Here is a 19,918-nt window from a genome sequence, read left to right as displayed (position 1 = left end):
TCGCACCTCACGCTCTGTCACCTAGGGGGAAGCTGTGCGTCCACCCCTCATCAAATGTCCCATATTTTCCGAATGACACATTTTGAGAGCGAGGCACTCTCCACGCCGCACGGTCACCTGTCTCACAGCCGAGTTAACGAGCGCCTCGCTCTTGCAAGAGGTTCGCAACAAGCCTCTATCATCGACCCGTGCATGTACCTGACGGATTCATCAACGCCCCGACCTCCGCCGTGACCGGGGTCGTCGCCGCCGGCGCCATCGCGGTGAGCCTGCGCGGTGCGCGGCGCGAGCTGGACGAGCGGACGGCGCCTCTCGCGGGCCTGGTCGCGGCGTTCATCTTCGCGGTGCAGATGCTGAACTTCCCCGTCGCCGCGGGCACCAGCGGGCATCTGCTCGGCGGCGCGCTCGCCGCGATACTCGTCGGCCCCTACACCGGGATCCTGTGCGTTTCCGTCGTCCTGCTCATGCAGGGCATCCTCTTCGCGGACGGCGGCCTGACCGCGCTCGGCGTGAACATCACCGACATGGCGATCGTCACGACGGTCGTCGCCTACGCCCTCTTCCGGGGCCTGGTGAAGGTCCTGCCGCGCACCCGCCGCTCGGTCACCGTCGCCTCCTTCGTCGCCGCGCTCGTCTCCGTCCCGGCCGCCGCCCTCGCCTTCACCGTCCTGTACGGGATCGGCGGCACCACCGACGTCTCCATCGGCAAGGTCGCCACCGCGATGATCGGCGTGCACGTCCTGATCGGCATCGGCGAGGCCGCGATCACCGCGCTCACCGTCGGCGCCGTCATCGCCGTACGCCCGGACCTCGTGTACGGGGCGCGCGGGCTCCAGCAGCGGCTGAAGCTGCGGGTGAACGGCGAACTGGTCGACGCCCCGGACGCCGGGCCGGCCCCCGCGCCCGTCGCCGCCCGCTCGCACCGCAAGGTGTGGATCACCGGTCTGGTCGCCTCCCTGGTCCTCGCCGGGTTCGTCAGCTTCTACGCCTCCGCCGACCCGGACGGCCTGGAGAAGGTCGCCGCCGACAAGGGCATCGACAAGAAGACCGAGGAGCACGCGAGCGCGGACTCGCCGCTCGCCGACTACGGCGTGAAGGACATCACGAACGCCCGCGTCTCCGGCGGCCTCGCGGGCGTCATCGGCGTCGGCGTCACCGTCGTCGCCGGCAGCGCGGTGTTCTGGGCGGTGCGCCGGCGGCGCACCGACGACACCTCGCCGAGCAGCACGACGGCCGGCACCACCAGCGACACGAGCGTCTGAGATGGGCACCGGGCACGCGCACAGGCTCTACCGGCACGGGCACTCCCCCGTGCACGGTCTGCCGCCGCACACCAAGCTCGCCGCGGCCTTCGCCTTCGTGGTCGTCGTGGTGTCGACCCCGCGCGAGGCGATGTGGGCCTTCGGCCTGTACGCCGTCCTGCTGGCGACGGTGGCCTGCGCGGCCCGCGTCCCGGCCGCCTTCCTGCTCAAGCGGCTGCTGATCGAGGTGCCGTTCGTCGCGTTCGCGGTGCTGATGCCGTTCGTGGCGGAGGGCGAGCGGGTCGACGTCCTCGGCATGTCGCTGAGCGTGGGCGGCCTGTGGGGCGCCTGGAACGTCCTGGCCAAGGGCACCCTGGGCGTCGCCGCCTCCGTGCTCCTCGCCTCCACCACCGAGCTGCGCGAACTGCTGCTCGGCCTGCAACGGCTGAAGCTGCCGCCGCTGCTGGTGCAGATCGCGTCCTTCATGATCCGCTACGGCGACGTCATCACCGACGAGATGCGGCGGATGCGGATCGCCCGGGAGTCGCGGGGCTTCGAGGCGAAGGGCGTCCGGCACTGGGGCGTGCTCGCCAAGTCCGCCGGGGCCCTGTTCATCCGCTCCTACGAGCGCGGCGAGCGCGTCCACCTGGCCATGGTCAGCCGCGGGTACGCCGGTTCGATGCCGGTCATCGACGAGGTGACCGCGTCCCGGGCGCAGTGGTCGTACGCACTGACCCTCCCGTGTGCGGCGCTCGTCGTCTGTCTGCTGGGATGGGTGCTGTGACAGCTTCTCTGGAGGTCTCCGGCCTCGCCTTCGCCTACCCCGACGGGCACCAGGCCCTCTTCGGCGTGGACTTCTCCGTCGCCCGCGGCGAGCGGGTCGCGCTGCTCGGTCCGAACGGCGCCGGCAAGACGACCCTGGTGCTCCACCTCAACGGCATCCTGTCCGGCGGCACCGGCACGGTCACCGTCGCCGGGATGCCCGTGGACAAGCGGAACATGGCGGAGATCCGGCGCCGGGTCGGCATCGTCTTCCAGGACCCCGACGACCAGCTCTTCATGCCGACGGTGCGCGAGGACGTGGCCTTCGGACCGGCGGCGGCCGGGCTGAAGGGCGCCGAGCTGGAGGCGCGCGTGGACCGGGCGCTCGCCCTGGTCGGCATGGCCGCGTTCAAGGACCGGCCCCCGCACCACCTCTCCTTCGGCCAGCGGCGCCGGGTGGCGGTCGCGACCGTGCTCGCCATGGAGCCGGAGATCCTGGTCCTGGACGAACCGTCCTCCAACCTGGACCCCGCCTCCCGCCGCGAACTCGCCGACATCCTGCGCTCCCTGGACGTCACGGTCCTGATGGTCACCCACGACCTGCCCTACGCCCTGGAGCTGTGCCCCCGCGCCCTGGTCCTCAGCGACGGAGTGATCGCGGCGGACGGCCCGACCGCCGACCTGCTCTCCGACGACGCGCTGATGCGCGCCCACCGTCTGGAACTGCCCTTCGGCTTCGACCCGCGGTCGGTCACGACGGGTACGTGAGGAATCGCAGGCGGACGGTGGCTGTTGCACCCACTGCCGCGGGCGACGGGCCGGGGTATCGGGAAGGGACGCAGGGAAGTGGACGCGAGCGTGGACGTGCACGGCACAGTGGCCGGAGGTTTCGAGCCGGTCAGGGAAGCGTTCGCACGGAACTTCGCGGCGCTCGGGGACCGGGGCGCGGCGGTCGCCGTCTACCGGGACGGGCGCAAGGTCGTCGACCTGTGGGGCGGCACGCGCGACATCGACGGCACCGAGCCGTGGCGCCGGGGAACCGCCCAGGTCGTGCGCTCGGCGACGAAGGGCGTCGCCGCCGCCGTACCGCTGCTGCTGCACCAGCGCGGGGAGCTGGACCTGGACGCGCCGGTGGGCGAGTACTGGCCGGAGTTCAAGGCGCACGGCAAGGAGCGAGTGCTGGTCCGGCACGTGCTGAACCACCGGGCCGGGCTGCCGGTGCTGGACCGTCCGCTCACCCCCGAGGAGGCCCTCGACCCGCTGCGGGGCCCCGAGGCCGTCGCCGCCCAGGCACCCGTCTGGGAGCCGGGCACCGACCACGGCTACCACGCGCTGACCTACGGCTGGCTGCTCGACGAGCTGGTGCGCAGGGTGACGGGCGGGCGCGGCACCGGCGAGTGGATCGCCGACGAGATCGCCGGCCCGCTGGGCCTGGACCTGTGGCTCGGCCTGCCCGCCGAGGAGGAGAGCGCGGGCCGCGTCGGCCGGGTGGGCCGCGTCGAGGACCCCGAGCCGTCCGGCGGGCTGCGCCTGCGCCCCAAGCGCTCCGTCACCGAGGCGTACGAGGACCCGGACTCCCTCACCCGCCGCGCCTTCGCGGCGATCACGCCGTTCCCGGACCAGAACGACCCGGCGTACCGGGCGGCGGCGCTCCCGGCGACCAACGGCATCGCGACGGCCGACGCACTGGCCCGTTTCTACGCGGCGCTGACCGGCGAGGTCGACGGCGTGACGCGGCGCGTGCGGCTGTTCGACCCGGCGACGACGGAACGCGCCCGTGCCGAGGAGTCGGCGGGTCCGGACCGGGTGCTGGTGGTCGGCACCCGCTTCGGCCTCGGTTACATGCTGCACGGCAGCGCGTCCCCGTTCCTGTCCCCCGGCTCCTTCGGACATCCCGGCCGCGGCGGCGCCCTCGGCTTCGCCGACCCGGAGACGGGGATCTCCTTCGGCTACGTCACCAACGGCTTCCGCAAGACCGTGACGGCCGACCCGCGGGCGCAGGCCCTGGTGCGGGCGGTGCGGGCGTCGCTCGACGCGGGCTGAGACCCGGCGGGGGACGGAGCCGGCCCGCCGGGGTCCCGGCTCAGACGTGGATCGGGTGGGAGATCCGCCCCGACGCGTCGTCGATCTCGCTGTGCGCCTTGGTGAGCAACTGCATCGCGAGCTCGTTCAGCGCCCGCGCACCGGCAACCTCCTCCCCGACCCGGGGCTGCTGGGCGTCCACCCGGTGACGGCTGGCGTGGCCGTGCGCCCGCACCTCCGTGCCGTCGGGCAGCCGCACCATCGCGACCGCGCGCGTGTGCTGGTCGTCCTCCATGAACTCCAGCTCGACATGCCATCCCACAGCGGTGTGCATCATGACGATCACCTCCGGAACACCTCCTTCCAGGGTGCTCCTCGCGGCGTGCGGACGCACCCACGGAATCGTGGAAGACAGCCCGCCGGTGCGTCCCGGCGGCCCGGTGGGGCCGTCGCCCGGCCTCCCCGGGACTACTCGGCGGACATGGCCTCCCGCATCGCCTTGGCGGTGACGGACGCGTCGTAGCCCTCGGGGACGCCGTCGACCAGGATGATGTCGCCCTCGATATGCCGTGAGCGCAGCGGCGCGATCTCCTGGTAGGCGGGCGAGTCCCACCAGGCGCGGGCCTCGGCGACCCCGGGGAAACCGATCATCACGACGGAGCCGGGCCAGTTGCCCTCCAGCACCTCGTGCTGCGCCATGTGCACGAGGTAACGGCCTCCGTACGGCTCGAAGGTGGTGGGGAGTCGCTCGATGTAGTCGGCGACCTCGGGGTGCGGAGCGGCGTCCTGCAGGTGGGCTACGACGTAGGCGGACATGGCGTCCTTCCGGTTGGTGATCGGAGTGTGCGTGCGTATGACGGTGGTCGTGGCAGGGTGCCGTACCGGTGCCGATGCCCCAAGAGGTGAGCGACCCCGGCGGGACCGTCCGGTGTCGGCCGGAGCGTCCGGTGCCGGCGGGCAGCCGGGCGGTGGCGTCACGCGCCCGTTCCCGCGCCGGCGCGGTCGTCCCGGAAGATCCGGTCCAGGTGGTGCCCGAGCACCGCGGCGGCCTCCTCGGGGCCGCGCTGGCCGACGAGGACGCTGGTGCCGAGTCCGGCGGACAGGGCGAGCAGACTGATGGCCTCCATCCGGGGATCCACCCCGGGCCGCAGGAGATCACGCTCCGCCGCCTGCCGCAGGAGTCCGGCCACGGCGCCCTCGGCGGCGTCGGGATTCTTGATGAACGGCTGGGAGGCGAGCTCCTGGTCGGTGGCCGACAGGACGGCGTACGAGGTGTAGACGAGGTGGAAGGTGCGACCCTCCTCGTCGGCCGGCAGCGCCGCCCTCAGCACCGCCTCGATCATCGCGCGCGGCCCCGGATCGTCTCCGGCGGCCCGGAGGCGGGCGGCTACCCGGTCCCCGAAGCGCTCGGCCAGCCGGTGCAGCCCGTGCAAGAGCAGTTTCTCCTTGGTCTCGAAGTAGTACTGCACCAGCCGCAGGGACACGCCCGCCTCCGCCGCCACGTCGCGCATCCCCACGGCGTGCAGCCCGCGCCGCGCCGCCACGCGCAGCAGCGCGTCGGCGATCTTCGTACGCCGCTCAGCGTGATCCACGCGCTTGGGCATCGACCGCTCCTCCACTCACCCTGTCCACCGGCCCGGTCCGGTCCCGCCTTTCATGATACAACCGTACCATCAACGTGATACGTTCGTACCATGAAGGACCGACCCCCGGAGGTGACCGTGTTCCCGACCGCAACCCGCACCCAGGCCGATGTCGGCCGCTTCGTCAGCGACGCCTGGCGCGACCGGTACTTCGCCGCCTGCGACGCGGTCTACGCGCTGGGAGCGCCCGCCGCCGCGGAGACCGACGTGGAGACCTCCTTCGGCACCACGCACGTCTACCGGTACGACCCCGCGGACCCCGCCGCGCGCTCCCGCACCCCCGTCGTCCTGGTGCACGGAGCGGGCTCCTGCTCCGCCATGTGGTACCCGAACACCCCGGCCCTCAGCGCCGTCCGCCCGGTCTACGCGATCGACACCCCGGGCGACCCCGGCCGCAGCGTCCAGCGCGAACCCATCCACCAGCCCGAACGCGCCACCCAGTGGCTGGAGGAGACCCTTGCCGGGCTCGGGCTCGACCGCGTGCACCTGGTCGGCTCCTCCTACGGCGGATGGCTCGCCCTGAACCAGGCGCACCGCGAGCCCGGCCGCCTCGCCTCGGTCACCCTGCTCGACCCCGGCGGCCTGGAGAAGGTGGGCCTGCGCTTCTTCGTCTGGATCTTCGCCAGCCTCTTCGCGACCTTCGCGCCCAAGGCGCTGCGCCCGCGGCTGGCGTCCTGGCTGGAGCAGCCGGTGCTCGTCGTGCCGGAACTGCGCACCATGATCAGGACGGGCGTCCGCGCCTACCGCGTCCGCCGCCCCGCCCCCCTGCCCCTGTCCGACGACGAGCTGGCCACCTTGCGCACCCCGCTCTACCTGGTGCTCGGCAAGCGCAGCCTCCTCGTGCACCCGCGCAGGCAGGTCGAGCGCGTTCCGCGCCTCATACCCGGCGCCCGGGCCGAGATCGTCGACGGCACCGGCCATGGGCCCCAGATCGACCACGCGGAGGAGATCAACCGCCGGATGGTGGCCTTCATGGACTCCGCCGACTGACACATGCCGGGGCGCCGGGCGGGAGGCGGTCTACCCGGTGTGCAGCATCAGCCCGATCCCGACGACCAGGAGCCCCGCCGCCGCGATCCGGGGCGCGCCGAACCGCTCCTTGAAGAAGAGGGCGCCGATCGCCGCGCCGACCAGGATCGAGGACTCTCGCAGCGCGGCGATCGGCGCGAGTTCGGCACGGGTCTGCGCCCACAGCACCAGGGCGTAGGCGAGCACGGACATGGCCGCGCCGACCAGTCCGAGACCGGCGTGCGGGCGCAGCAGCGCCCGGGCACCGGCACGGTGGCGGTACAGGAAGTACGCCGGCAGGACGGACCCCTGCACCGCCATCAGCCAGGCGATGTACCCGAGGGAGGACCCGGAGGCGCGGACGCCCAGCCCGTCCACGACGGTGTACGCCGCGATGGTCACCCCGGTCGCGAGGGCCGCGCCGATCGCCGCCCAGTCGGGCCGGCGTCCGCGCAGCCCCCACAGGGCGACGCCGGTCAGTCCGGCGCAGGACAGCGCGATGCCCGCGGTCGCCCATCCGTCGGGCACCTCGTGCGCGAAGAAGGCGGCCAGGACGGTGACCAGCAGGGGCGCGCTGCCCCGGGCGATCGGGTAGGCCTGCCCGAAGTCACCCAGCCGGAAGGAGCGCATCAGCAGGGCGTAGTAGCCGATGTGGATCGCGGCGGACGCGAGGAGATACGGCCACGCGCCGGCCGCCGGGAGCGCCGTGAACGGCACCAGCGCGAGCCCGATGAGCATCCCGCCGCCCGAGATCAGGGCGAAGCCGGTGAGCTTGTCGGCGATCCGGTGGGCGATGGCGTTCCAGCCGGCGTGCGTGACCGCGGCGAGCAGGACCGCGGCCGTGACCAGAGGGGTCACGCGGAGGGCTCGCGCACGTCGACGAGGGTGGCCCCCGCGGTGGCGACGAGGTCCTTGGGAGCCATCGGGAAGACGGCGTACGGGGTGCCCGCGGCGGCCCACACGGTGTCGTGCGCGAGCAGGGACCGGTCGGCGAGCACCCGGGTCCTGCTGCGGTGCCCGAAGGGCGGCACGCCGCCGATGGCGTACCCGGTGGTCTCCCGCACGACGTCGGCCTTGGCCCGCGTGACCTTCTCGGCGCCGAGCTCCTCACGGACCCGGTCCACGTCGACGCGGGAGGCCCCGTCCATGAGGACCAGCACGGGCACCCCGTCCGCGGCGAAGATCAGCGACTTGCAGATCTGACTCAGCTCGCACCCGATCGCGGCGGCGGCCTCGGCGGCGGTCCGCGTGGCCTCCGGAAACCGCCGGACCTGCCCGACGAGGTCGTCGAGCCCGAGCTCACGCAGGGCGTCGGCGAAACGGGGGTGGGCCTCGGGGGTGCCATTGGTCGTCGTCATGACCGGCACCGTAGCGGTGGATGTAGGGCGCAGGCGACTGCGTTACGGGGACCGTGGGAGGGGCGAGGACGGAAGCGGTCAGTTCTCCTGGGCCGACGGGGACGGGGTGGCCGGCAGAGGGCTGATGCCCGGCTCGAAGTGGGCGCGGAGATAGATGCGGGTGCGTCCGGGCGCGTAGTCGTGCGCGTACAGGCTGACGCAGCGCTTGTCGGACAGGCCGTAGGCATCGGAGACGCCGGAGACGCCGGACTCCCCGGCGGTCTCGGCGGAGCCGGGGCAGACATCGCCGTAACGCATGCCGTCCTCGAACGTCTCGGGCTCCGGGAGCCCCAAGTGGGCGAAGTCGTGGGAGGTGACGTCGGCTTGTGCGGAGGTCGGTTCGAGCCACTTGCCGTCCGGGGGGTGTTCCGCCAGGTAGGAATCCGCCTCCGACCTGGTCAGAGTGAAGCTGAGAAGGCCCGTGTCGAAGCGGGAGGTGACCTCGTACGCGGCTTGCGGGGATCGGGCCGTGGCCGGAATGCCGAGGCCCATCCGCTCGCTCATCCACTTCGGCGTGATCCCCTCGGCCCACCGCACGTCCGCCGCCTGCTCCGTCACGCGGTCACCGGCACCGTCCGAGCCGTCGAGGAGCCACCCCACCGCGGTCACGGCGCCCGAGAGGACCAGCGCACCGGCGACCACCCCGGCGACGAGCCATCGAGGGCGCCCGCCACCGACGCCCTCGGCCTCGTTTCTGCCCGGCTCGGGGGCCCGGAAGGGATTCACGTCATTCATCGGCTGTCCGCTCTCCCCACCGGCATGCCGGCCGTACGGTCCTGTTGTTGTTCCCGGCCGGGATTCAAACGCCCGTCTCTGCTCTCGCCAGGGCCCGGTAGCGAATCCCCGGTGGGCGCCGAGGCGCCCAGGTCGTAGTGCCTGACGCTGCTGCTGCCCGACATGTCGAACTCCTGGGCGAGGCCCACCCGGTGCAGCTTGGCCATCTGTCCGTCCGGCACGTTCAGCGGACCGATGTCGACGCCCTTGCCCTGGTCCCAGTTGTAGCGGTCCCAGACGTTCACCTGGTAGTCGATGCCGATCCTCGGGTTGCCGTTCGCGTCCGGAACGGCCGTCACCACACCGGTGACGTTGGTGTTGGCGCCGCCCACCGCGTAGAACCAGTTGGGGTCCTCCTCCGGGGAGAAGTAGAAACCCTTGGAGCGCTTGGCCTCGACCGGGAAGGCAACCGCCTTCCCGCCGTTCTTCCTGAACTCCTCCAGGGCCTGCCTGCGCCAGTCGTCCTGGTTCATCAGGACGATATGGCTCATCGCCGATCGCACATGCGAATCTATCAACTCCTCTGCTCTGCAGGCCCATTGGATTGACCCGCTGACGCCCCGGGCGGTCGGGGAAAGAAGAAAGCCGGTGAGGGCCGCCCCGTCCCCACGGGGCCCTCACCGGCCGGTCTGTCGTCAGGTGTGGGATGTCAGGTGCGGGCCGGTACCCGGTCCTCGTCGGGGTCGGTGTGCTTGCGGTCGGCGGCCGTGCGCAGGCCCTCGCCCTCGACGTCCACGTTGGGCAGGGCGCGGTCCAGCCACTTCGGCAGCCACCAGGCCTTCTTGCCGAGCAGGGCGAGGACGGCCGGGACGATGGCCATGCGGACGACGAACGCGTCGAAGAAGACCGCGATCGCCAGGCCGAAGCCGATCATCTTGATCATGGACTCGCTGGAGCCGATGAAGCCCGCGAAGACCGCCATCATGATCACGGCCGCGGCCGTCACCACCCGCGCACCGTGCTTGAAGCCGGTGACGACGGCCTGGTTCGGCTTCTCGCCGTGGACGTACGCCTCCCGCATGCGGGTGACCAGGAAGACCTCGTAGTCCATCGCCAGGCCGAAGACGACGCCCACCATGAAGATCGGCATCATCGACATGACCGGGCCGGTCTCCTCGACACCCAGCAGGCCGGACAGCCAGCCCCACTGGAAGACCGCGACGACCGCGCCGAGCGCCGCCATGACGGAGAGCAGGAAGCCGAGGGCCGCCTTCAGCGGGACCAGGATCGAGCGGAAGACCACGATCAGGAGGAGGAAGGCCAGGCCGACGACCAGGACCAGGTAGGGCAGCAGCGCGTCGTTGAGCTTCTGGCTGACGTCGATGTTCATCGCCGTCGCGCCGGTGACCAGGGTCTCCGCCCCGGTGTCCGCCTCGATGTCGCCGCCCGCGTCACGGATGGCGTGCACCAGGTCCTCGGTCTGCACGGAGGACGGCTTGGAGTCCGGGATCACGGTGATCGTCGCGGTGTCGCCGGCCTTGTTGGGCGCGGGCGGGGTCACCGCCACGACGCCGTCCAGGCCCTCGATCTCGTCGGAGACGTCGGTGAACGCGTCCTTCGGGGCGTCGGTGCCCTTCGCGTCCACCACGACCATCAGCGGGCCGTTGAAGCCGGCGCCGAAGCCGTCCGACAGCAGGTCGTACGCCCGGCGCTGCGTCGTGGACGTCGGCTGCGAGCCGTCGTCGGGCAGGCCCAGTTCGAGGGAGGTCGCGGGGATCGCGGCGGCACCGAGGCCGATGACGCCGAGCAGGAGCACGGCGACCGGGCGGCGGACGACGAAGCTCGCCCAGCGGGTGCCCAGGTTGGCCTTGGCGGGCTTGCCGGCCTCGCTCTTCCGCGCGGCGCGGGCACCGCCCAGCAGTTTGCTCTTCTGACCGGCCGGCTTGACCTTGCGGCCCGCGTAGCCGAGCAGCGCGGGGATCATGGTGAGGGCGATCAGGACCGCGATGGCGACCGTGCCGGCCGCCGCGACGCCCATCTTGGTCAGCATCGGGATGTTGACGACCGCGAGGCCCACCAGCGCGATGACCACGGTGAGGCCGGCGAAGACCACGGCGGAGCCCGCGGTGCCGACGGCCCGGCCGGCCGCCTCCTCGCGTTCGCGGCCCTCGGCGAGTTCCGCGCGGTAGCGGGAGACGATGAACAGGGCGTAGTCGATGCCGACCGCGAGGCCGATCATCATCGCCAGGGTGGAGGTGGTGGAGCCCAGGTCCAGCACATTGGCCAGCGCGGTGATCGAGGAGACGCCGATGCCGACGCCGATCAGCGCGGTGAGCAGCGGCAGTCCGGCGGCGATCAGCGAACCGAAGGTGATGACGAGGACGACCGCGGCGATCGCGATGCCGATGATCTCCGTGGCGCCCGTCTCCGGGACGGCCTGGAGGGCGTCACCGCCGATCTCGACGGTCAGCCCGGCGTCGCGCGCCTGCTGCGCCGCGTCCTCCAGGGCGTCCTTGGTGGACTCCTCCAGCTCCATGCCGGAGACGTCGTACTTCACCGAGGCGTAGGCGATCGTGCCGTCCTTGCTGACGGCGTTGCCCTGGTAGGGGTCGGCGACGGAGGCGACCTCGGAGCCGTCGAGAAGCTCGTGGACGGTCTTCTCGACGGTCGCCTTGTTGCCGGCGTCCGTCATCTTCTCGCCGGCCGGCGCCTTGAAGACGACGCGTGCGGTCGCCCCGTCGGCGCTCTGGCCCGGGAAGCGCTGTTCCAGCAGGTCGAAGGCCTTCTGGGCCTCCGTGCCGGGGATGGAGAAGGAGGAGTTGCCGGCGGGCGGGGCGCTGGCCGCGCCGACACCGGCGAGCGTCAGCAGCGCCACCCAGATCAGGGCGACGAAGTGCCGTCGCCGGAAGGCGAGCCGGCCGAGTTTGTAGAGGAATGTGGCCACGAGGGCGTACTCCCGGTCAGGTCGTGGGTCTTCAGGGCAGGGGTGATCAGCCCGACGACGTGAGCGGTGACGTCAGGTGGGGCTCATACGGGGCTCAGGTGGGGCCTGGCCGAGGGACGTGTCAGGAGACGGGGACGCCGAGAGCGGGGAGGATCACGGCGTCGATGTAGGAGGTGAGGAAGGCCCGGGTCGGCGGCTGGTCGTCGAGCAGCGTGCGGGTGGCGAAACCGCCGACCAGCATGTGCACGAGGAAGTCCAGTGCCGGACAGTCCGGTCTCACCTCGCCCCGGTCGACCGCGCGTTGCAGCAGCCGCCGGAACTCCGCCATCTCCGGTTCGATGAGCTGTTCCCGGAACGCCTGGCGCAGGTCCGGATTCTGGTGGAGCGCCATGGCCACACCCCGCATCAGCGCGGAGTTCTGTTCCATGGTGCAGTCGTCCTCGCGGGCCATCAGGGCGTGCAGGTCACCGCGGAGGGTGCCGGTGTCGATCTCGCCGATCTTGCCGGGCTTGCCGTGCCGGATGGCCTTGACGACCAGCTCGGGCTTGCCGCCCCACTGGCGGTAGAGCGTCGCCTTGCTGGACCGGGTGCGTGCGGCCACGGCGTCCATGGTGAGGGCGTCGTAGCCGACTTCCCGGAGCAGGTCGAGCACGGCGCCGTACAGCTCGGCCTCGCGCTCGGGAGTGATCCGACTGCGGCGCGCGGTGGCGACCTCGGTCATCTCGCTCTCCCCCTCTCCGTTCTCTCCGCTACTCAGAACGACACCGTTTCGTACGTCATGAATCTACACCGGCCCACTAGCGAAACGAAACGGTTTCGTTCGTGTCGTGGGTCACGGTTGTCAGCTCCCCATAAGTTGCCGGTGCCCTGCCCGCGGCAAAGCATGGGATGGGTGAGTTATCTGCGCCTTCCCCACCTCAGCGGCGACCGGCTGTGCTTCGTGGCCGAGGACGACCTCTGGCTCGCCGACCTCGACGCTCCGGGCCGCGCCTGGCGGCTCACCGTCGACCGCACCAAGGCGGGCCACCCGCGTTTCTCGCCCGACGGCCGCCACATCGCCTACACCAGCTGGCGCACCCTGGTGCCGGAGGTCCACCTCGTGCCGGTGGACGGCGGACCCGGACGCCGGCTCACCCACTGGGGCGGCTTCGACACCCGCGTCTGCGGCTGGACGCCCCCCGACCCCGACGGCAGCAGCGCCGTCCTCGCCGTCGCCTCCCACGGCGAGCCCTTCTCGCACCTGACCTGGGCCCACAAGATCTCCCTCGACGGCGACCCCGGCCGCAAGCTGCCCTGGGGCCCGGTCACGGACATCCAAGCCGCCGACCTCGACGGCGAGCGCAGGACGCTCCTGCTCACCGGCACCCCGCCGCACGAACCCGCCTCCTGGAAGCGCTACCGGGGCGGCGCCACGGGCCGGCTGTGGCTGCACGGGCAGCGACTCCTCGAGGACCTGGACGGGCACCTCGACTCCCCCATGTTCACCGGCGGCCGGATCGCGTTCCTCTCCGACCACGAGGGCGTCGGCAACCTCTACTCGTGCGCCCACGACGGCTCCGACCTGCGCCGCCACACCGACCACGACGCCTTCTACGCCCGGCACGCCTCCAGCGACGGCACCCGGGTGGTGTACCAGTGCGCCGGGGACCTGTGGATCGTCGACGACCTGTCGTCCGCGTCGGTGCCGCGCCGCCTCGACGTCCGGCTGAGCGGGCCGCGCGCGGGACGGCGCACCTACCAGGTGCCCGCGGCGCAGAACGTGGGCGGCCTCTCCGTCGACGAGACGGGCCGCGCGAGCGCCGTCGTCGTACGCGGCAGCCTGTACTGGCTCACCCACCGCGACGGCCCGGCACGCACCCTCGCCGACACCCCGGGCGTACGGGTCCGGCTCCCGGAGATGGTGGGGGCGAGCGGACGGGTGGCGTACGTGACGGACGCGGACGGCGAGGACGCCGTCGAGATCTCCTACCTGCCGCGGGCGACGGGGGGCCGGGCGCCCCGGCGGCTGGCCTCCGGCCGGCTGGGCCGGGTGCTGGAGCTGGTCTCGGACCCGGCGGGCGGGCGCCTCGCCGTCGCCTCGCACGACGGGCGGCTGCTGCTGCTCGACGTCTCGGAGGAGACGGAGGGCGCCGAGGTGCTGGAGGGGGCCGGTGGTGCGGGCGCCGGCCCGGACGACGGCGCGGTGGCCGCCGGGGCGGATCCGGGCGGCGAGGGAGCGGAGGCGGAACCCGGGGCCGCGGGCACGAGCACGGCCCCGGAGGCGGAACCCGGCACGGACGGGGAGGCGAGCGGCGAGGGCACCGGCGACGACGGTGCGGACATCCCGGAGGACCCCGCCGACGGCGTCGTCACCGAGTTGGTCCGCTCGGACAACGGCCCCGTGCGCGACCTCGCCTTCTCCCCGGACGGGGCCTGGCTGACGTGGTCCCACCCGGGGATCGGACGGTCGTTGCGGCAGATCAGGATGGCCCGCATCGACGGAGCGGACGGACCGGTCGTCGTCGACGTGACCAACGGCCGCTTCGAGGACGAGAACCCGGTGTTCACCAGCGACGGCCGCTATCTCGCGTTCCTGTCCTGGCGTGGCTTCGACCCGGTGTACGACGTGCACACCGGGGACCTCTCCTTCCCGCTGGGCTGCCGGCCCTACCTGGTGCCGCTGTCGTCGGCGACCCCCTCCCCCTTCGCGCTCAACCCGGAGGGCCGCCCGGCCGCCGGCGGACTGGACCCGCTGGAGGACGAGCCCGGGGAGGGCGGCCCGGTGACCGTGGAGGCGGAGGGCCTGGAGGCACGGGTGACGCCGTTCCCGGTGGCCGCCTCCAAGTACTCGGCGCTGCATCCCGTCGCGGGCGGCGGCCTGGTCTGGCTGCGCTGGCCGATCTCGGGCGCGCTCGGCGAGACCTTCGCCAACCCGGACGACCCGAGCGAGCGCCCCACGCTGGAGCACTTCAGCCTCGCCAAGGCGAAGAAGTCCGAACTGGTCAACCACCTCGACTGGTTCCGGGTCAGCGGCGACGGCACCCGGCTGGTCGTGCTCGACGAGGGCGACCTGCGCGCCGTACCGGCGACCGAGGCGGGCGACGGGGACTCGACCACCTGGATCGACCTGCGCCGCATCCTGCACGAGGTCGACCCGCCCGCCGAGTGGCGCCAGGCGTACGACGAGGCCGGCCGCCTGATCCGCGCCTACTTCTGGGACCCCGGCATGTGCGGCATCGACTGGGACGCGGTGCTGGCGCAGTACCGCCCGCTGGTCGAACGGGTCGCCACCCCGGACGAGTTCGCCGACCTGCTGCGCGAGGTCCTCGGTGAACTGGGCACCTCGCACGCCTACGTCGCCGCCGCCCGCCGCAACGAGGGCCCGGCCCACTACCAGCGCTGGCAGGGCCATCTCGGCGCCAACTTCGTGTGCCGGGACGGCCGCTGGATCGTCAAGCGGATCCTGCCCGGCGACTCCTCCGACTCCAAGGCCCGCTCCCCGCTGGCCGGCACGGGCATCCGCGAGGGTGCCGCCCTCACCCACGTCGACGGCCGCCCGGTCGACCCGGTGGCCGGGCCGTCCCCGCTGCTCGCCGGCGCGGGCGGGACGACCGTGGAGCTCACCTTCGCACCGGCCGGGGACGGTCCGGGCCCCGCCCGCCGCGTCGCCGTCGTCCCGCTGATCGACGAACGCCCGCTGCGCTACCAGGACTGGGTGACCAAACGCCGCGCGGTGGTACGGCGGTTGAGCGGCGGACGCTGCGGCTATCTGCACATCCCCGACATGGGCGGCTCCGGCTGGGCGCAGTTCAACCGCGACCTGCGCATGGAGGTGTCCCGGCCCGCGCTGATCGTGGACGTGCGCGGCAACGCGGGCGGGCACATCAGCGAACTGGTCATCGAGAAGCTGACGCGCACGATCCTGGGCTGGGACCTGACGCGCGACGCCCAGCCGGTGTCGTACACGTCCAACGCCCCGCGCGGCCCGGTGGTGGCGCTCGCGGACGAGGCGACGTCCTCCGACGGCGACATGATCACGGCCGCCTTCAAGCTGCTGCGGCTCGGCCCGGTGGTCGGACAGCGCACCTGGGGCGGCGTGGTCGGCATGACCGGCCGGCACCGCCTGGGCGACGGGACGGTGATCACGGTGCCGATGAACGCGGCCTGGTTCGACGCGTACGGCTGGTCCGTGGAGAACTACGGCGTCGCCCCCGACGTGGAGGCGCTGCGCACCCCGCTGGACTGGGCGGAGGGCCGCTACCCGGTGCTGGACGAGGCGGTGCGGCTCGCGCTGGAGCTGCTGGAGGCCAACCCGCCGACCACGCCGCCCGGATACGACGCCGTACCGGACCGGTCCCGGCCGCCGCTGCCGCCGCGGAGCTGACGCGGGGGCCGTGAAGGGGACACCCGGGCACGCGCGAAGGCGCCCTCCGTGCGACGGAGGGCGCCTCCTCGGATCAGCTGCCACGCGTCAGGCGTCGTAGCTCTCCTCGAAACGCTCGTCCGCGTCCCGGCGGCGCGAGGACGGGTCCATCTCGTCCTCGTCGCGACGGCGGTCGCGGTTGTGCATCTGGTCCTTGGCCTGGTCGGCGCGCTGCTTGCCCTGCTCGGCACGCTGCTTGCCCTGCTGCTGCATGCGCTCGGCCTTGTCCTGGAACTGGTCCTTGATACCCATGTGGGTTCACTCCTGTGGTGTTTCGGGCCGGCCGGATCGGCCGGGCCCGATCAGATTCACACGGGCGGTGACCCTGCGCATGTCGATCAGTGACGGACCGTAGCCGACGTCGTCCGGTGCTGTTCGTCGGCCGCTCCGCCCGCCCCGACCAGCCCCGTGCGCATGCCGTTCAGCCGGTCCGCGAAGCGCCGCATCTCGCGCTGCCCGACGGTGCCGATGACGGCCGGCAGGTACCCGCGCACGCCCTGCATGCCGCGCAGCCACCACTGCCCGTAGACGTGAGCGGCGCGCCGCTCGATGCCCTCCACGAGCCGGTCCACCGCCGGACCCAGCGGATACGTCTTGTTCGACGGCCACGGCAGCCGCTGCCGCAGCTCCCGCATGACGTCGTCCTGGTCGGCGCCGCGCACCATGTCGGTGTCGGTCCAGGACAGATAGCCGACGCCGACCTTCACGCCCCGGTGGGCAACCTCGGCACGCAGGCTGTGCGCGTACGCCTCCACACCGGACTTGGAGGCGCAGTACGCGGTCATCATCGGCGCGGGCGTGATCGCGGCCAGGGACGCGATCTGCAGCAGATAGCCGCGGCTCTCCATCAGCACCGGCAGGAAGGCGCGGGCCGTCACCGCCGAGCCGATCAGGTTGACCTCGATGACCCGCCGCCAGGACTCCGGGTCGGAGTCGACGAACGGACCGCCGGTGGCGACACCGGCGTTGGCGACGACGATGTCGACCTTGCCGAACCGCTCCTTGACCTCGCCGGCGACCCGGGCCATCACCTCGTGGTCGGTGACGTCGGCGTGCCACACCTCGCTCTCGGAGTGCAGCCGCGCCGCGACCTGCTTGAGCCCGTCCGGCTCCAGCCCGACCAGGGCCACCTTCACCCCGCGCGCCGAGAGCTTGCGGGCCAGCAACTCCCCGACGCCCCGCGCCGCCCCGGTGACGACGGCGACGCGTCCTTCCAGGCTCACCCTGCTCATGCGCTCTCCTCGGCGTGTACGGCGTCCGGCTTCGCGGACGCGGCGGATATGTGGGCGGCGGCGAGCGCGCGGATCTTCCCGGTGACCAGCTCCGGCGCCTCCACCGGCGTCATGTGGCCGAGCCCCGGAAGCTCCGTCAGGCCCACGCAGTCGGGCAGCGCCGCCGCCAGCGCGCGGGCGTGCACGGGCGGGGTCAGCCGGTCCGCGGTCCCGACGACCACCTCGACCGGCATGCTCAACTCCCGTACGCCGTGGTCGAGGTCGAGCAGGTCGAGCACCTGCGACCAGGCGTGCCGCGCACCGCGCGGGCAGGCGTGCACGATACGGGCGCACGCCTCGACCATGTGCGGCGCCGAACCCGGGCCCATCGTCCCGTACTTGAGGATCCTGAGCGCCAGAGGCGTGACCGGCCCGAGCGGCGCCCGGGAGCCGAGGATCCGCCGGGTCAGCCAGGTGCGCACCCGGCCCTCCCGCAGCGGCAGCACGGTCGCGGACGCCACCAGCCGCGAACTGCCCGTGCTGCACAGCAGAACGGCCGCGGCGTGTTCGCGCACCGCCGGCCGCGCGGCGGCGGCCAGGACCGTCATCCCGCCCATGGAGTGCCCGGCGATCACCGCCCGCTCGCCCGGCGCGAGCGTGGCCGACAGGACGGCCTCGAGGTCGTCGGCGAGGGCGTCGGTGCCGCACACCGGGTTCACCGGACTGCGGCCGTGGCCGCGCTGGTCGTAGGCGATGACCCGGTGGTCGGCGGACAGGGCGCGGATCTGCGCCGCCCAGAAGGCGGTCGAGCAGGTCCAGCCGTGGGACAGCACGACCGCGGGCGCGTCCTCGGGGCCGTGCACCTCGACGTGCAGCCGGGCTCCGTCGGCGGAGGCGACGGTCAGCTCGCGGGCGGGCACGGGCGGGGCGTAGGGCCCGGAGGCGACGTGGGCGAGGCGGCTCACGCGCCCACCTCCGCGCTCCGGGGGGCGGGGGCCGTCCGGGCGGCCGGGGCGCGCAGCACCTCGTACTCGGCGAGGTCCACGCGTCGCGTCGCCCGCCGGAACTCGGCGGTCGTGCCGGGCCAGACGGTGGTGTTGCGGCCGTTGGCGTCCAGGTACCAGCTGTCGCAGCCGCCGGTGTTCCACACGGTGCGCTTCATGCGCTCCTGCACCCGGTGGTTCCAGCCCCGTACGGCGGTGGGCCGGGCGTCGAGGGCGACCTCGCCGCCGAGGACGTTGAGCTGGCGCAGGTAGTCGGCCATGTAGTTCAGCTGCGACTCGATCATCAGGATCATGGACGAGTTACCGAGGCCGGTGTTGGGCCCGATGATCGTCATGAAGTTGGGGAAGCCGGCCGCCGAGGCACCGCGCAGGGCCTCCATGCCGTCCTTCCACGCCTCCGCCAGCGTCCGCCCGTCCGCGCCCACGACCCGCTCGGCGATGGGCATGTCGGTGACGTGGAAGCCGGTGCCGAAGATGATCGCGTCGGCCTCGGCCTCGCTGCCGTCGGCGGCGACGAGGGTGCTGCCGCGGACCTCGCTGAGACCACTGGCGACCACGTCCACATTGGGCCGGGCGAGCGCCGGGTAGTACGTGCTCGACAGCAGGATCCGCTTGCAGCCGATGCGGTAGTCGGGGGTGAGCTTGGCGCGCAGGGCCGGGTCCTTGACGGCGGCGGCCATGTTGCGCTTGGCGATCTTCTCGACGAAGCCCAGCTCGTCGGGGTGCTTGGTGAAGGCCTGCACCTGCAGCTCCCGGATGCCCCACAGCAGGCCGCGGCGCAGCTTGGTGGTGACCGGCAGCGCCCGGTGCAGGGCGCGTTCGGCGCCGGTGATCGGCCGGTCCATGCGGGGCATCACCCAGGCCGGGGTGCGCTGGAAGACGGTGAGGCGGCCGACCTTCGGCTGGATGGACGGCACGATCTGGATGGCGGAGGCGCCGGTGCCGATCATGGCGACCCGCTTGCCGGTGAGGTCGTAGTCGTGGTCCCAGCGGGCCGAGTGGAAGACCTTGCCGGGGAAGGTGTCGAGGCCGGGGACGTCCGGGACCTTGGGGTCGGACAGCGGGCCGGTCGCGGAGACGACGACGTCGGCGGTGAGGGTCCCGCTCGCCGTCTCGATCTCCCACCGCAGCTGCTCGGTGTCCCACGCCATCCGCTTCACCTCCGAGCCGAAGCGGAGGTGGGGGCGCAGCCCGAAGGTGTCGGCCACGTGCTCCAGGTAGGCCCGGATGTGCCGCTGCCCCGAGAAGGTGCGCGGCCACTCGGGATTGGGCGCGAAGGAGAACGAGTACAGGTGGGACGGCACGTCGCAGGCGCACCCCGGGTAGCTGTTGTCCCGCCAGGTGCCGCCGACGCTGTCGGACCTCTCGAGGACGACGAAGTCGGTGATCCCCTCACGGCGCAGCCGCACGGCGGCCCCCAGCCCGCCGAAGCCGGACCCGATCACCGCCACCCGCACGTGTTCGTGAACCTGCTCGTGCTCGGCCATCCCGAAGCCTCCACGCATCGCCTAGAACTCTGCCAGTGAACACTGGCGCAATGGGGAGAGTAGAACAGCTCCGTACTGATGGG

General features: G+C 72.6%; 19 protein-coding genes. 6 read left to right on the top strand and 13 right to left on the bottom strand.

The annotated features are described in order from the left end of the window. Positions 1-188: 188 nt before the first annotated feature. From IEZ05_RS29135 to IEZ05_RS29120, 4 genes are all read left to right on the top strand, one after another. Complete coding sequence (locus IEZ05_RS29135) at positions 189-1,262, top strand: energy-coupling factor ABC transporter permease (protein ID WP_189233245.1); 1,074 nt, start codon at positions 189-191, stop codon at positions 1,260-1,262. A gap of 1 nt (position 1,263) precedes the next feature. Next, the gene (cbiQ, locus tag IEZ05_RS29130) at positions 1,264-2,025 is read left to right on the top strand and encodes a cobalt ECF transporter T component CbiQ (protein WP_189233244.1); all 762 of its coding nucleotides are present in this window, start codon (positions 1,264-1,266) and stop codon (positions 2,023-2,025) included. After that, positions 2,013-2,771 (top strand): energy-coupling factor ABC transporter ATP-binding protein, encoded by a 759-nt coding sequence (locus IEZ05_RS29125; RefSeq protein WP_189233243.1) that lies wholly within the window; start codon positions 2,013-2,015, stop codon positions 2,769-2,771. The genes cbiQ and IEZ05_RS29125 overlap by 13 nt, the downstream gene beginning before the upstream one ends. 90 nt (positions 2,772-2,861) lie before the next feature. Further along, a complete protein-coding gene (locus tag IEZ05_RS29120; protein WP_189233330.1) occupies positions 2,862-4,046 on the top strand; it encodes a serine hydrolase domain-containing protein in 1,185 nt (394 codons plus the stop codon). A gap of 40 nt (positions 4,047-4,086) precedes the next feature. Here the strand turns inward: IEZ05_RS29120 and IEZ05_RS29115 are convergent, their stop codons facing one another. The 3 genes from IEZ05_RS29115 to IEZ05_RS29105 form a co-directional block, all read right to left on the bottom strand. Then, on the bottom strand, positions 4,087-4,362 hold the full coding sequence (locus IEZ05_RS29115; RefSeq protein WP_189233242.1) for a DUF1876 domain-containing protein: 276 nt from the start codon (positions 4,360-4,362) through the stop codon (positions 4,087-4,089). 131 nt (positions 4,363-4,493) lie between these two features. Continuing rightward, entirely contained in the window at positions 4,494-4,841 is a 348-nt protein-coding gene (locus IEZ05_RS29110; protein WP_189233241.1) for a DUF1330 domain-containing protein, read from the bottom strand. Positions 4,842-4,999: 158 nt separating this feature from the next. After that, positions 5,000-5,629, bottom strand: coding sequence for a TetR/AcrR family transcriptional regulator (locus tag IEZ05_RS29105; protein WP_189233240.1), 630 nt, complete (start codon positions 5,627-5,629; stop codon positions 5,000-5,002). A 90-nt stretch (positions 5,630-5,719) separates the two neighbouring features. Here IEZ05_RS29105 and IEZ05_RS29100 point away from each other — a divergent pair, with 90 nt between their 5' ends. Continuing rightward, on the top strand, positions 5,720-6,658 hold the full coding sequence (locus tag IEZ05_RS29100; protein ID WP_189233239.1) for an alpha/beta fold hydrolase: 939 nt from the start codon (positions 5,720-5,722) through the stop codon (positions 6,656-6,658). 30 nt (positions 6,659-6,688) lie between these two features. Here the strand turns inward: IEZ05_RS29100 and IEZ05_RS29095 are convergent, their stop codons facing one another. The 6 genes from IEZ05_RS29095 to IEZ05_RS29070 all read right to left on the bottom strand — a co-directional run bounded on the left by IEZ05_RS29095 (position 6,689) and on the right by IEZ05_RS29070 (position 12,452). Beyond that, positions 6,689-7,534, bottom strand: coding sequence for an EamA family transporter (locus IEZ05_RS29095; RefSeq protein WP_189233238.1), 846 nt, complete (start codon positions 7,532-7,534; stop codon positions 6,689-6,691). Beyond that, entirely contained in the window at positions 7,531-8,034 is a 504-nt protein-coding gene (locus IEZ05_RS29090) for a YbaK/EbsC family protein (RefSeq protein ID WP_189233237.1), read from the bottom strand. Before IEZ05_RS29090 ends, IEZ05_RS29095 begins: the two co-directional genes overlap by 4 nt. A 78-nt stretch (positions 8,035-8,112) precedes the next feature. Further along, the gene (locus IEZ05_RS29085; RefSeq protein WP_189233236.1) at positions 8,113-8,808 is read right to left on the bottom strand and encodes a hypothetical protein; all 696 of its coding nucleotides are present in this window, start codon (positions 8,806-8,808) and stop codon (positions 8,113-8,115) included. After that, positions 8,805-9,338 carry a hypothetical protein gene (locus tag IEZ05_RS29080; protein ID WP_189233235.1) on the bottom strand — a complete coding sequence of 178 codons (534 nt, stop codon included), beginning with the start codon at positions 9,336-9,338 and terminating at the stop codon, positions 8,805-8,807. The genes IEZ05_RS29085 and IEZ05_RS29080 overlap by 4 nt, the downstream gene beginning before the upstream one ends. Positions 9,339-9,496: 158 nt before the next feature. Further along, positions 9,497-11,731 (bottom strand): MMPL family transporter, encoded by a 2,235-nt coding sequence (locus tag IEZ05_RS29075; RefSeq protein WP_189233234.1) that lies wholly within the window; start codon positions 11,729-11,731, stop codon positions 9,497-9,499. Positions 11,732-11,852: 121 nt separating this feature from the next. Continuing rightward, positions 11,853-12,452 (bottom strand): TetR/AcrR family transcriptional regulator, encoded by a 600-nt coding sequence (locus IEZ05_RS29070; protein WP_189233233.1) that lies wholly within the window; start codon positions 12,450-12,452, stop codon positions 11,853-11,855. Between the two features lie 162 nt (positions 12,453-12,614). On the opposite strand from IEZ05_RS29070, the gene IEZ05_RS29065 reads away from it, so the two are divergent. Then, positions 12,615-16,094 (top strand): S41 family peptidase, encoded by a 3,480-nt coding sequence (locus tag IEZ05_RS29065; protein ID WP_189233232.1) that lies wholly within the window; start codon positions 12,615-12,617, stop codon positions 16,092-16,094. Between the two features lie 87 nt (positions 16,095-16,181). Here the strand turns inward: IEZ05_RS29065 and IEZ05_RS29060 are convergent, their stop codons facing one another. The 4 genes from IEZ05_RS29060 to IEZ05_RS29045 all read right to left on the bottom strand — a co-directional run bounded on the left by IEZ05_RS29060 (position 16,182) and on the right by IEZ05_RS29045 (position 19,835). Then, a complete protein-coding gene (locus IEZ05_RS29060; RefSeq protein ID WP_189233231.1) occupies positions 16,182-16,385 on the bottom strand; it encodes a hypothetical protein in 204 nt (67 codons plus the stop codon). A gap of 86 nt (positions 16,386-16,471) precedes the next feature. After that, positions 16,472-17,365, bottom strand: a complete 894-nt coding sequence (locus IEZ05_RS29055; protein WP_189233230.1) for an SDR family oxidoreductase — start codon at positions 17,363-17,365, stop codon at positions 16,472-16,474. Further along, on the bottom strand, positions 17,362-18,309 hold the full coding sequence (locus IEZ05_RS29050) for an alpha/beta fold hydrolase (RefSeq protein ID WP_189233229.1): 948 nt from the start codon (positions 18,307-18,309) through the stop codon (positions 17,362-17,364). The genes IEZ05_RS29055 and IEZ05_RS29050 overlap by 4 nt, the downstream gene beginning before the upstream one ends. Then, positions 18,306-19,835 carry a flavin-containing monooxygenase gene (locus IEZ05_RS29045; protein WP_189233228.1) on the bottom strand — a complete coding sequence of 510 codons (1,530 nt, stop codon included), beginning with the start codon at positions 19,833-19,835 and terminating at the stop codon, positions 18,306-18,308. The genes IEZ05_RS29050 and IEZ05_RS29045 overlap by 4 nt, the downstream gene beginning before the upstream one ends. Between the last annotated feature and the right edge of the window lie 83 nt (positions 19,836-19,918).

This window comes from Streptomyces flaveolus, assembly GCF_014648815.1.
Taxonomy (GTDB): domain Bacteria; phylum Actinomycetota; class Actinomycetes; order Streptomycetales; family Streptomycetaceae; genus Streptomyces; species Streptomyces flaveolus.
This window is presented reverse-complemented; position numbering and strand designations above follow the sequence as displayed.